The organism is Ditibartonella choladocola (assembly GCF_002007565.1).
GTDB classification, from domain to species: Bacteria; Pseudomonadota; Alphaproteobacteria; order Rhizobiales; family Rhizobiaceae; genus Bartonella; species Bartonella choladocola.
In genome coordinates, this window is sequence record NZ_CP015625.1 from 366,206 (window position 1) to 379,625 (window position 13,420).

The window sequence follows — 13,420 nt, forward strand, 5'->3', positions numbered from 1 at the left end:
AGGGCAGTTTTTTGTTGTGCATTTTTAAGTCATCCAGATATTTGATTGGCCAAGTTTTTTGATTGGTCAAGTTTTTTGGTTAACCAGTTTTTGGGTCATCCGGCTTTTTGCTTGGAAAAGTTTTTTGGCCGGTCGAGTTTCTGCTTTCATATATTTTGAATTTTTCTTGTATTTTCTTTGAGTGAAATAAAAATCGTGGCGATAAACATCAGCAGAAACGCCGAGCCGATAGTGCATTACTTGGCTGGAATAGCTTCAGGAAATAACAATTATCAAAACTATTTTTTTGTTGAACAATGCGCATAAGCGAGGATTTCTCGGCTTTCAAAACCGGCAATCTTTGGAGTGGTTTTGCCGAAGTTATGAAAGAGCATCAGAGCCTGTGAGCGAAATAAAGCCTGAAGTCTTGAAAAGTTTTTGATCCGCTCAATGTCTTTTAGCTGTGAGACTTTCAGGAGAAAGACATTATGACAAAAGCACATAAAAATGGGCATAAGTCACCCGATCATAAAAACAAGCCAGAAAATAGACATGAGCGCCGTCACGAGACCATGCCGGATGGCAATGCCTATAAAACCAATGAAACGCTTCTCGATGCGGGTAATCTTGAAGATTATAATGGCCCATTATCGGATTCCGACAGTCCATTATTGGAAAAGAACATTACATCCGATAATTTGTCGACCGACAAACAGAAATAATCTTTTCAGAACAATTGATTCTGTTATTCAAAACGGCCCGACTTTATTAGAAAGACAGAGTTAGAAAGACAGAGTTAGAAAGACGGGGCTAAAAAATACGCGCTTCGAGAGGCATTGTTTTAAAAAAAACAAAGCGTTGTTTCAAAAGAACAAACTGCGTTTTTATTTTTGTGTCGACGTTCTTTTTTTATAGCGGATTGTCTCGAAACGGGCTGATAACCCGTCGTAAAGGAGCAGCCTTCCGATAAGCGGTTCACCGCAACCGGTGATGATTTTTATGGCTTCCATGGCTTCTAACGAACCGATAACACCGGGAAGAGCACCGATCACGCCGGCTTCTGCACATGTCGGTATAACCCCTTTGGGTGGCGGGGTCGGAAAGAGATCGCGATAGGAGGGGTGTTCGCCGCCGAGATAAGGCATGAGTACCGTTAAAGAGCCGTCAAAACGCCCGATTGCACCGCTGACAAGCGGTTTTTTCAAATTTTCGCAACTATCGGCGAGAAGATAACGGGTGGTAAAATTATCCGAACCATCAATGACAAGATCGAATTTGCCGATAATTTCAGCAGCATTTTCTTCCGTTAGTCTTATTGGATAAAGGTCGAGTTTGACATGCGGGTTGATCGCTTCGAGCGTTTCGGCAGCACTTTCAGTCTTTTTTTCGCCGATTGCCGAAGTTTTGTGGATAACCTGCCGTTGCAGGTTTGAAAGCGAAACCACATCATCGTCAATAATGCCGAGAGTGCCGACACCGGCGGCTGCAAGATAGGTTAAAACCGGCGCTCCAAGCCCGCCCGCACCGACAACCAGCACTTTCGCAGCTTTAAGTTTCTGTTGACCGGCACCACCGATTTCCGGCAAAAGAATGTGGCGTGCATAGCGCTCTATTTCTTCCTTGTTTAATTTTTCATCTGGTGCTTGCGTCATGTCTTAACCCTTGTCATATTTCATTCCTATCTAGTGACTCATGGTACGATTGACCAGCCCGCTTTGATTATATGAGGCAAATCTTATGAAAATAGCTATCCAGATGGATCATATCTCGACCATCCATATGAAGGGAGATACAACATTTGCTCTGGCATTGGAGGCGCAAAGGCGGGGACACGAACTGTTCCATTATACACCCGACCGGCTTTCCATGTTGAATGGAGAGGTGACCGCCCGTATCGAAGCATTAAAAGTGCGGGACGAGGAAAACAATTATTACGAATTGGGTGAGGCAAAGCGCACACCGCTTCAACAAATGGATGTTGTTTTGCTCAGGCAGGATCCACCATTCGATATGAATTATATTACGACCACGCATATTCTTGAACGGATAATGGATAAGACTTTGGTCGTGAATGATCCAAATTGGGTACGCAATAGCCCTGAAAAACTCTTTGTTACCGAATTTCCCGACCTGATGCCGGAGACGCTCATTACCCGTGATGTTGAAGAGGTCAATGATTTTCGCTCCGAATTCGGCGATATTATTATCAAGCCACTTTATGGAAATGGCGGGGCAGGGGTTTTCCTGTTGAAAAAGGACGACAAGAATCTCGGCTCGCTCCTTGAAATGTTCAACAAACTTTATCCTGAAGCTTTTGTCGTGCAACGTTATCTGAAAGATGTGAGTGCCGGTGACAAGCGCATCATATTGATTGACGGTGTGGCGGTGGGAGCCATCAATCGCGTTGCCGCCTCGACCGATGCCCGTTCCAATATGCATATTGGTGGCCGTGCAGAGAAAACGGAATTAACCCGCCGCGACCTTGAAATTTGCGAACGGATTGGCCCGTCATTGAAAAAACGCGGTCTTCTTCTCGTCGGAATCGATGTCATTGGCGATTATATGACGGAAATCAACGTCACTTCGCCAACCGGCATCCGCGAACTGAAACGTTTTGGTGGTGCCGATGCTGCAAAAATTTTCTGGAATCATGTGGAAAACAAAATAAAAGGTTGAAAAAGCCAATATAAAGATAGTCAAAAATCGCTTTAGACTGTATGAGGTATTCGTCAGAAACTGTAACAAGCATTATGAGAGAAATAACAATCCATTGTTAGTCTTGTTAAAAAAAGCTGCCGGTAGTCCATGGGTGCGTGGATGAGCAGATTGCTTCCAACAGTTGCGGGCCTGATACTGGTTACCGCCTGTTCTTGCAGCACCGCTAATGCGCGCGATTATATTCAAGTGTCCGGCTCATCGACAGTTTTGCCCTATGCCAAAATAGTTGCAGAAACATTCGGTGAAATTTTTACCAATTATCGTACACCTGTTATAGAATCAGGTGGTTCGGGTGCGGGAATCAAAGAATTTTGCCGCGGTATCAGTGAAAATACCATAGATATTGCCAATGCTTCCCGACCGATGAAAAAAACCGAATTGAAAGCCTGTTTTGACGCCGGTGTCACGGAAGTCGAAGAAGTTCGCATCGGCTATGACGGGATTGTTTTTGCAAGCGATATTCACGGGCCAAATCTCGATTTGACGCCTGTCGATATTTATAAGGCATTGGCATCAAAAATCGTTGTTGACGGGAAGCTTGTTGAAAATAAACATAAAAAATGGAGCGAGATTGACCCGAAATTGCCCGACTGGGAGATCAACGCATATATCCCCGGCGAAAAACATGGAACAAGAGAAGTTTTCGAGGAAAAATTGATGACTGAAGGCTGCAAACAAAGTGGTGCGGCCGAAAGCATGAAAACTCTTTCGATGGATGACAAGGCAGTTACCGCCGCTTGTATAAGCATTCGCAAGGATGGAAGGGCTATCGATATTGATGGCGATTATTCGGAAACCCTTGCCCGTGTTATGTCGAATAAAACAGGGATCGGGGTTTTCGGGCTGGCATTTTATGAAAATAATGCTGACAAGCTGAAAGTTGCGACCGTTAATGGTGTTACCCCCAATGTTGACACGATTTCGAGTGGAAAGTATCTGGTTTCCCGTCCGCTGTTTTTCTATGTCAAGAAAGCCCATTTGGGGGTCATTCCGGGTATGAGAGACTATGTCGAATTTTTCTTGTCTGACCAGATGATCGGGCCGGATGGTCCGCTTGCAGATTATGGCCTTATTCCCGCGCCTGATAGCGAACGGGAAGCGCAAAGGGCCGCATTCGAGAGTGGAACTGTCATGTCAATTGATAAATGAAGTGAGCAAACGCGGGAAATTCCCGCGTTATTTTTGAAATAAAACCGGAAAATGGAATGTCCATATCACTATTAATCTTGGTTATTTTTGCTCTTGGCATAGCCGGGTTTGTCATTTCGGGAAAGCGTGCCGCTTCAATCGAGAAACAAGGCAAAAAATTGCATTCGCGGCCATATTATTTTGGCTGGTGGACATTTTTGTTGACCGTCGTTCCTGCTTTTCTCGTTCTTATATTGTGGGAATTGGGAAGTGCTGTCTATCTTGAAGAACGTGCTTCGACCGGATTGACCGAAATTATAAAAAGCGGAGAGACGTTAAATCACAGTTTGGCATTAAGCACGGTTGACAGCCTTACCCGCGCTTTTTCAGCCGCCAAAACCGACATTGCAGATCTTGATCTTAATCATCCGGCATCCCCGCTCACTTATAAGACAATAAGCGATGATATGGCAAAGAAAGGCATCATGCTGCCAAGTGAAGGAGCAGATAGCCTTATTCCGGTTGCCATAGAATGGTATAAAGGGGCGACGAAATCCCATTTCTATTGTTTGATTGTCACATTGGTTATTGCAATCGTCGGCCTGTTTTGCGGGATTTTTGGTGTGGGCGAGAAAAAACGCGCCCGCAACAAAGTCGAGAAGATGGTGTTTGCCGGTCTCGTTATTGCCTCTATCGTGGCTATTCTTGCAACCATTGGCATTTTCTTTTCGATGCTGTTCCAAACGATCAGTTTTTTCAAAGTTGTGCCGTTGTCGAATTTCTTTTTCGGTACTGTTTGGGATCCGCGTTTCAGCGCAAGCGGTTCGGCCGGTGCTGTCGGGCAATTCGGTTTGCTGCCGCTTCTGGCCGGTACACTTTATATCGCATTGGTTTCAATGATTTTTGCGGTTCCTGTCGGGCTTTTTGCGGCAATATACATGTCGGAATATGCGTCCCGCCGTGTACGTGCAATTATCAAACCGTTATTGGAGGTTCTCGCCGGTATTCCGACAATTGTTTACGGGTTTTTCGCTCTGGTTACTGTCGGGCCGTTTTTACGTGATCTTTCAATTGCTATTGCCGGCGGACAAGGTTTCATTATGTCGCAAAGCATTTTGACTGCCGGTCTTGTCATGGGAATTATGTTGATACCTTTTGTATCCTCGCTTTCCGACGATATTATATCGGCAGTACCGCAGGCTTTGCGTGATGGTTCATACGGGCTTGGAGCCACACAGTCTGAAACCATTAAAAAGGTTGTTCTTCCGGCAGCATTGCCGGGGATTGTGGGTGCAGTGTTGCTGACCGCGTCACGGGCTATCGGCGAGACGATGATTGTGGTTCTTGCAGCCGGTGTTGCTGCAAATCTGACCCTTAATCCGTTCGAGGCCATGACAACGATGACAGTAAAAATCGTCAATCAGCTCACCGGCGACCTTGAATTCAATTCGCCGCAGACATTGGTTGCATTTGCCCTCGGTATGACACTCTTTGTACTGACACTGTTGATGAATGTTTTTGCGCTTTATATTGTGCGTAAATATAGGGAACAATATGAATGAGTAACGTTGTTCAAACGCCAAGACGCGACATCGGTTTAAAGCGCCGTTATCGGGCGGAACGGCGTTTCCGCGCCTATGGGCTTTTAGCAATCGGGGTCGGGCTTTTATTCCTCGTTATTCTTTTATGGTCGATTATCGCTCAAGGTTTGAGTGCCTTTCAGCAGACAACGATGACCTTGCCGGTCTATTTCGATGAACACATTATTGACCCGAAAGGCGAGCGGCTCACAAATCCCAAAGTTCTCATTACCGCAAATTATCCGCTTCTTGTGCGCAATACTCTGGCAGACAAGCTCGGCGTCGACAAGAATAACCATGGCGCAATGCGTGAACTCAACCGTATGATCTCAGGTGGTGTGCGTGTTGAAATACGTAAGCTTCTTGTCGAACATCCCGATTATATCGGCCAAACCCGCACTATTGATGTGTTAGCCGCCGCCGATATAGATTCAGCATTCAAAGGACAAATCGACCTTTCTGTTCCCGAACAAAATCGTAAAGTTACCGATCGCCAGATCGGGTGGATGGAAAAACTCGCTTCCGATGGCACGCTCCATAAAGCTTTCAATAAAGGGCTTTTTACATTCGGGGCTTCGAGCCGTCCGGAAACGTCAGGGCTTGGCGTTGCCATTATCGGTTCGGCTTATATGATGGCAATCGTATTGATATTGTCTTTGCCAATCGGGGTCGCAACTGCGATTTATCTTGAAGAATTTGCCCGCCGCAGCAGGTTCAATGATATCATAGAGGTCAACATCAATAATCTTGCGGCCGTGCCGTCTATTGTTTTTGGCTTGTTGGGGCTTTCCATTTTTATCAATTTCCTGCATCTGCCGCGCGCCTCGTCAATTGTCGGCGGGCTGGTATTAACGCTCATGACGCTGCCAACCATCATTATTGCAACGCGTGCTGCTTTGCGGGCGGTTCCGCCTTCAATCCGTGATGCAGCGTTGGGACTTGGAGCATCAAAAACGCAAACCGTTTTTGGTCATGTTTTGCCGCTTGCTTTGCCTGGAATTCTTACCGGTACAATTCTCGGTCTTGCAAGGGCTTTGGGAGAAACAGCGCCACTTTTGCTGATCGGCATGGTTGCCTTTGTTGCAAATTATCCGGCAACCCCGATGGAACCTGCAACAGCCTTGCCGGTACAAATTTACATGTGGGCAAATGAACCGGAACGTGCCTTTAATGAACGCACATTCGGAGCGATCATTATTTTGATGGCGTTTCTCGCTATCATGAATATAGCCGCAGTATTGCTGCGCCGTAAGTTCGAGCGGCGCTGGTAGAATAAAAGTTGAACATATTGATTTAGCGAGCCTGTTCTGGCTCAAGACGAAATAGGATTAGGTCGATAATGAAAATCAAGATGCGTGGTCAGGATGTCAAAGTGTTTTATGGCACCAAAGAAGCTTTGCATGGTGTCAGCCTTGATATTCCTGAACATCAGGTTATGGCACTGATTGGCCCGTCCGGTTGCGGGAAGTCAACGTTTCTGCGCTGTCTCAATCGTATGAACGATACAATTGACGGGGCAAAAGTCACCGGCCTTATCACTCTTGACGGGCAGGATATTTATGATCCCGACATTGACGTTGTCGAATTGCGCGCCCGTGTCGGCATGGTCTTTCAAAAGCCCAATCCTTTTCCGAAGTCCATATACGAGAATGTCGCCTATGGGCCGCGTATTCATGGACTTGCCAAATCACGCAAGGAACTTGATACGATTGTTGAACAAAGCCTTGTCAAGGCCGGTTTGTTCGATGAGGTCAAAGACCGTTTGAACGATGCCGGAACCGGTCTTTCAGGTGGCCAACAGCAACGCTTGTGCATTGCACGCGCCATTGCGGTCAGTCCGGAAGTTATCTTGATGGATGAACCCTGTTCCGCACTCGACCCGATTGCGACGGCGCGCATTGAAGAATTGATTGATGATTTGCGCGAGAATTTTACAATTGTTATCGTCACCCATTCAATGCAGCAGGCTGCACGCGTTTCGCAATATACGGCGATGTTCCATCTGGGAGATCTCGTTGAAGTGGGCGAAACCGAGATGATGTTCACATCGCCAAAAGAGCAACGTACACAAGATTATATTACCGGTCGTTTCGGTTAAATTCAGGGAGCACGCTTATGCCGATAAATCATACCGTCCGTTCATTCGATGAGGAATTGGGCTACCTTGAAGCAAAAATTGCGAAAATGGGAACTTTCGCCAGCGAGATGATCGAAGAAGCAGTCAATGCTGTCGTGAATAATGATCTGAACTTGGCTAAAAAGGTCATTTCCGATGATATGTTTCTTGATGAAACCGAACGCGAAATCGACGAAAAGTCGGTGGCGATTATTGCAAAACGCCAGCCAATGGCGGTGGATTTGCGTGAAATTATCGGTGCTATGCGCATTGCTGCCGATCTGGAACGCGTTGGCGATATGGGGAAAAACATTGCAAAAAGGGCAGCCGCTATTGTCGAAAGCCGACAACCGGCAAGCTTGTATCATGGCCTGCAATCATTCGCGACACTAACGCTCAACCAGCTCAAGGAAGTGTTGGACGCTTATGCCAGCCGCTCGCTTGAACGGATTGATGCCGTACGTAACCGGGATGAAGAGATTGACGCTATGTATACGTCGCTGTTTCGCGAGCTTCTCACTTATATGATGGAAGACCCGCGCAATATTACCGCTTGCACGCATTTACTATTTTGCGCCAAAAATATCGAGCGTATCGGCGATCACGCAACCAATATTGCAGAGACATTGCACTATATCATGACCGGCACTTATTTGAGCACGGATCGCCCGCGTGATGATATGACTTATAAAGTCGGAGCAGATGGAAAAGCCACGAAATAGTGGCTGGCATAATGGGCATTTCGTTATAGAAACGTAGCTTTTTCGCGTTTTCAAAAATATCGATATTCCAAGGTGATGAAATCTTCGCCTTTTGGAAGGTGAATCCGTTTGCCTTATGTAAACAGGCCATTTTTCCAGCGGCATGAAATAATCCTGATCGAATTACGGATTTTCGTTATTCGAATTATGTTTTTCATTTTGAAATTGACAATCGGAACACTTTGTTCCCTGTTGGTACTTTCCTCGTTGAAAATTGGCTGACCAATGCCCGCAGCTACGAAGTGCACAGATGTCATGAAGATTGATCTTCACGATTTTCCTTTCGCAAGACCGGCGTGAACAGAGCGGGCAAACAAAGTTTTCTCGACGACATTGGCTCATAAAGCCAACCGAAAAGGGTTAAGAGAAGAATGGTTACCTGTGATAAACAGAGGGCACAGAAAACGATAAACAGGTTGCCATAAAACGTTGGAAATTCGGCTCGGGACAAAAGCGTAAATTGAAAAAGCACGAATGAACCACGCGCAAATCGGCTATCAGACAAGTTCATGAAGGTTGAAAAAAACGAAAACAAAGGGCTGGTGAGACCTTGTGAAATCCTGCTCAAAAGGGTGGAAAAAGTGTTCACCGACGGGTGGCGCGGCCCGATTTTGCGACAAAATCCGTTTTATAGGCACAATTTGTCGTTTTAGCGTTAACAATTAGTGAACAGCTACAATGACATAGAAGCAGAAGAATAAGTCAGAATAGGCGATTGATCTTCCGTGGGCTGTCAGAACTGTAATATTTTACTTAATAAAAACAATGATTTAATTTTATGCTCCGAATTCATTCCGGCGGTTTTGAATTTGCAGCATGAACCGGCATGATCGGGCGTGAAAAGCGCGCGGAAAAACGCGGTTAATTATTTTTAAAAGGTTTAAAGCGATAGTCTTTTACAAGGATTTCGGTTCAATAAACCGGTTCGCGATGGAGGCGCAAAAAGCATTGCCTTCATTTGGCCTTTTTTTGCCTTTGTTTTTACGGGTGAGAGAGAAAACGAAACTTAAGAATGGTATTTGATAAGATGAAAAAACTCCGTTGGGCAAGTACCGCTGCAATTTTGCTTGCACCGTTCATCGTTACAGGCTGTGCATCGACCCATTTCGGTTTCGGGCATAAAAATAATAAACAGGCTTCTTTTCCCCTGACAGAGCGCACTTGCCTGATGCGGGCAATGTATTTTGAATCGAACCGTTCAAGCCGTGATGGTATGATTGCTGTAGGAACAGTGGTTATGAACCGTGTGAATTCGACAGCATATCCAAAGACAATTTGCGGCGTTGTCGGCCAGCCCAACCAATTCGCTCCCGGTGTTTTGACAAAACCGATGACAGAGCCTGCTGCAATGGCGAGAGCGGGTGAAGCGGCCGATGCAGTGTTACGCGGCGAAAGGGCGAAAAAGAGCAAGAATGCCATGTTTTTTCACACCGCCGGTTTGACATTCCCTTATAAAAATATCCATTATGTTCAGGTTGCTGGCGGTAACGCATTTTATGAAAAGCGTGGGCGTGACGGCGAATTGCAAGTTCCGACCAATGATGCGCCTTATGATGTCGCTTTTGCCTTTGCGCAGGAAAAGAACGGCAATGCACCGCAGTTCACAACTCCGGGGCGGGGTGCACAACCGGCGGCACCGAAAGCCGTTTCAGAACCGGCACCTGCACTTCCGGTCAAGACAGCGCCGACAAGCGAGCCGGTGATGATTGCCCAAGCTCAACCTGTACCGGTTGAAGCCAAGCCATTTTCATCACAGAAAAGCGTCGCTACTCATCAAACCAATACGGTTGTAGCCGATGCAAAACCGGCCGTTTCCCATGCAAAGCCGGTTGAAAAGGCTCAAGAACCTTATTTGCCATTCCAGACGGCTCCAACGCCTGCGCCAAAACAGGTTATGGTTGCCGATGCAAATTACAATTATGCTCCCAAACCTGCCGCCCGTTCGGTTGACCATACGCAGACAGGTTCGACAACAGTTGGCTATCCCGCACCATCAAAAGAGAAAATTGACGAAATTGGTGCTCTTTTGCAAAAACAGAATAAAAACAAACGGTTTTGATAAACTGTCTGTTTGATAAATTGTCTGAAATAGTCTGATTGAAGGCACATTTTGCAAGCAACCTCATGTAACAAGCCCGCAATGAATTGCGGGCTTTTCTCATGATTTTTCGGCTTCACACAATTTTTGCCGGTTTGTTTTCTAACCATTGCTGCGGTTTTTAATCAGCATATGTTCAAAACGCTTGCATTCACCAGTGAATTTTTAAGAATATTTTTCAATGAAAAAATAAAACAACAATATTCAACTTACCGTTTTTTTATAGAATTTATTAAATTCAAAAATAATAAACAAACCAAATAAAAATGTATGATGAATATTGTTTTTTTACATTTGATTTGAATTTAACGTGTTAATCTATGTTTTTATTTTAAAAAATAATACCGGAAAATGTTTAAGAAAAACCCGCCACGCAAATGTGCGGCGGGTTCTATTTTACACGGTTCCAACGCTGTTGATATTCAAAACACGCGGGAAACGGAAAATCTTAGCTTTTTATGCCTAATCTTTCAAAGTATAGGCAATGACATAGTCACCCCGTTTCGGATTTTGACGGGCACCACCTGCGGTAATGACAATATATTGTTTGCCGGTTTTTGGCGAAATATAGGTCATAGGGCCGCCCTGGCTGCCGACGGGCAAACGTGACTTCCAGATTTCTTTGCCTGTGCGGCTATCAAACGCACGCAAATAGAAATCCTGTGTTCCGGCAAAGAACACAAGGCCGGATTGTGTCGCTAAAGAGGGGCCGAGTGTCGGCATTCCGATAGGAACGGGCACGCCGAGTGCGATATTAAGCGGCCCCGTATCCTTGACAGTGCCAACCGGAACCTGCCACACAATTTTGCGGGTTTTGAGATCAATTGCCGACATTGTGCCAAAAGGTGGCTTTTGGCAGGGTACGCCAAGCGGCGAAAGAAAGCGCATGCGCATAGCGCCGAAAGGTGTTCCGGCCATGGGGACAATGCCCATTTCAATGCCGGAGGCGCTTTCGGGAATATCTTTGCGCTCGACAAGATAATTGGCAAGGCCGAGCCTCATATCATTGACGAAAACATAGTTCAATGTCGGATCAATCGAGACAGATCCCCAATTCATGCCGCCAAGTGACCCCGGCATTTGTAATGAATAATCAAGCCCCGGAGGGGTGAACACACCCTGATGACGCATTTTGGCAAATTCGATCCGGCATAAAAGCTTGTCGAATGGTGTCGTGCCCCACATATCGGCTTCCGTTAAAGTTGCATTGCCGAATGACGGCATCCCGACAGAGAAGCGCTGTGTGGGTGAATAACGTTCACCGGCAACATCACCCTGCGGTACCGGTTTTTCTTCAACATCCGCAATCGGTTCGCCGGTTTCACGGTTAAGCAGGAAGACTTCTCCCTGTTTGGTGACCTGAACGAGTGCCGGTACGATGTTTCCATCATCATCGGGTGCGTCAAGCAGGACAGGTTGTGCGGGCGTATCAAAATCCCAAATGTCATGATGGACAAATTGGTAATGCCAACGCACCTCGCCGGTTTTCACATCGACAGCCACAACGGAAGACGAGTATTTATCGTCTTCGGCTGTGCGATAGCCGGCCCAGAAATCGGGTGTCGAATTGCCTGTCGGTAAATAGACGAGTCCGAGTTTGTCGTCATATGACATTGCCGCCCAGACATTCGGTGTTCCACGTGTATAGGTTTGCCCTTCCGGCGGAAGTCCGTGAATATCTGGGTTACCGGGATCCCAAGCCCAGACGAGATGGCCATCTTTCACATCATAGGCTCTGACAACCCCTGGTGGTTCATCGGTCGAGAAATTGTCAGCGACGCGCCCGCCGACAATGACAACATCACCGGCAACAAGTGGTGTCGATGTTTGCTGGTAATAACCGGGTTTGACCTCACCCATGCCGACTTTAAGGTCGACAGTGCCTTTATCCCCGAACTCTTCGCAAGGTTTTCCGGTTGCCGCATCAAGTGCGATGAGTCTTGCGTCTCCCGTTGGCAAAAACAGACGTGCCTGACAAGCCGTATCAGCTTTCACACCTTTGACCGGTTGCGTTTCATGATAACCCAAGCCGCGGCAACGTTGCCAGTTCGGTCCCGTTCCGCGTGGGTCGAACATCCAGTTCTGTTTACCGCTATCAACGTCGAATGAAAGCACCTTGCCATAGGCTGTACAAACATAAAGATTGGTGCCGATCTGGAGCGGGGTATTCTGGTCTTCTGCCCCCGAACCGTTACTTTGGGGAATGTCACCGGTATGGGCAATCCAGGCCACATCAAGTTTTTTGATATTGGCAGGCGTTATCTGGTCAAGGGCTGCAAAGCGGCTGCCATGATCGTCATTGCCCCAGCTTTTCCAGTCTTTTTGTTCATTAGCCGGTTGCACCGGTAATGCAGGCTTGGCTTTTTCTGCCGTATGGATGACATTTTTCGGTATAAACGAACTGGCAATTGTTGCCGCCATACCGATAAAGACCAAGCCGGCCAAAACAAGAGATGCGGAGCCTGCGATTTTCCCCTGTTTTTTTGCCATTGGTCTATAGGCAAGCAACACCAGAAAAAAAGCCACAGACAAAGCAAAGAGGTTGGAAAATTGCTGCCAGTAATCAAGCCCCGCTTCATGATAAGACCATAATGCGCTCATCACATAGATAAAAGCGAAGATCCATACACTGAAACGGTTAAGCCGGATCATGAACAAACCCGACAGAAGCAACAGGATGCCGAGTGCCAGATAATACCATGTCCGGCTGCCGAGATAAATGAGATAGCCGCCAAGAAGAGTGAAATAAAGCCCCGCTGCCAATACCAGCAAGCTTAACAGAATAACCAGAAAAACGGTCATTCTCGAAGGGCCATTTTTGAACCTTATCATTTGAACTTCCCACTGATTGGAAATAAATTCGGGGTTTTTCAGATTTTTATTTTTGCAAATCTTTTGCATAAAGTTGAAACAGCGTCAATTCAGCACCCGTTCATATGAGTGTGATGAATGATATTTTTTGTAATATAAAATATGATAATATTTTATAGATCAAGTGGTTTTATTTAATTATTATTTAAAATTAAAATAATTTTAAAAA

9 protein-coding genes and 1 pseudogene are annotated in these 13,420 nt (G+C 46.1%); 8 read left to right on the top strand and 2 right to left on the bottom strand.

The genetic code is table 11. The features are described 5' to 3' along the window. Positions 1-467 precede the first annotated feature (467 nt). Complete coding sequence (locus BBC0122_RS01655) at positions 468-701, top strand: hypothetical protein (protein WP_077990674.1); 234 nt, start codon at positions 468-470, stop codon at positions 699-701. Between the two features lie 162 nt (positions 702-863). Here BBC0122_RS01655 and BBC0122_RS01660 read toward each other — a convergent pair whose 3' ends face one another. Further along, entirely contained in the window at positions 864-1,631 is a 768-nt protein-coding gene (locus BBC0122_RS01660; protein WP_077990682.1) for a molybdopterin-synthase adenylyltransferase MoeB, read from the bottom strand. 85 nt (positions 1,632-1,716) lie between these two features. On the opposite strand from BBC0122_RS01660, the gene gshB reads away from it, so the two are divergent. From gshB to BBC0122_RS13375, 7 genes and pseudogenes are all read left to right on the top strand, one after another. After that, positions 1,717-2,655, top strand: a complete 939-nt coding sequence (gshB, locus tag BBC0122_RS01665; protein WP_077990687.1) for a glutathione synthase — start codon at positions 1,717-1,719, stop codon at positions 2,653-2,655. A gap of 141 nt (positions 2,656-2,796) precedes the next feature. Beyond that, positions 2,797-3,846 (top strand): PstS family phosphate ABC transporter substrate-binding protein, encoded by a 1,050-nt coding sequence (locus BBC0122_RS01670; protein WP_077994407.1) that lies wholly within the window; start codon positions 2,797-2,799, stop codon positions 3,844-3,846. 56 nt (positions 3,847-3,902) lie between these two features. Next, the gene (gene pstC, locus BBC0122_RS01675; RefSeq protein WP_077990688.1) at positions 3,903-5,387 is read left to right on the top strand and encodes a phosphate ABC transporter permease subunit PstC; all 1,485 of its coding nucleotides are present in this window, start codon (positions 3,903-3,905) and stop codon (positions 5,385-5,387) included. Further along, positions 5,384-6,676, top strand: a complete 1,293-nt coding sequence (gene pstA / locus BBC0122_RS01680) for a phosphate ABC transporter permease PstA (protein WP_077990689.1) — start codon at positions 5,384-5,386, stop codon at positions 6,674-6,676. Before pstC ends, pstA begins: the two co-directional genes overlap by 4 nt. Before the next feature lie 68 nt (positions 6,677-6,744). Next, positions 6,745-7,503 (top strand): phosphate ABC transporter ATP-binding protein PstB, encoded by a 759-nt coding sequence (gene pstB / locus BBC0122_RS01685; protein ID WP_077990690.1) that lies wholly within the window; start codon positions 6,745-6,747, stop codon positions 7,501-7,503. 17 nt (positions 7,504-7,520) lie between these two features. Further along, positions 7,521-8,243, top strand: coding sequence for a phosphate signaling complex protein PhoU (phoU, locus tag BBC0122_RS01690; RefSeq protein WP_077990691.1), 723 nt, complete (start codon positions 7,521-7,523; stop codon positions 8,241-8,243). 1,066 nt (positions 8,244-9,309) lie between these two features. Continuing rightward, a pseudogene (locus tag BBC0122_RS13375) lies at positions 9,310-9,885 on the top strand (cell wall hydrolase); the annotation flags it as partial. Between the two features lie 957 nt (positions 9,886-10,842). Here the strand turns inward: BBC0122_RS13375 and BBC0122_RS01705 are convergent. Beyond that, complete coding sequence (locus BBC0122_RS01705) at positions 10,843-13,212, bottom strand: membrane-bound PQQ-dependent dehydrogenase, glucose/quinate/shikimate family (RefSeq protein WP_077994410.1); 2,370 nt, start codon at positions 13,210-13,212, stop codon at positions 10,843-10,845. Positions 13,213-13,420 lie beyond the last annotated feature (208 nt).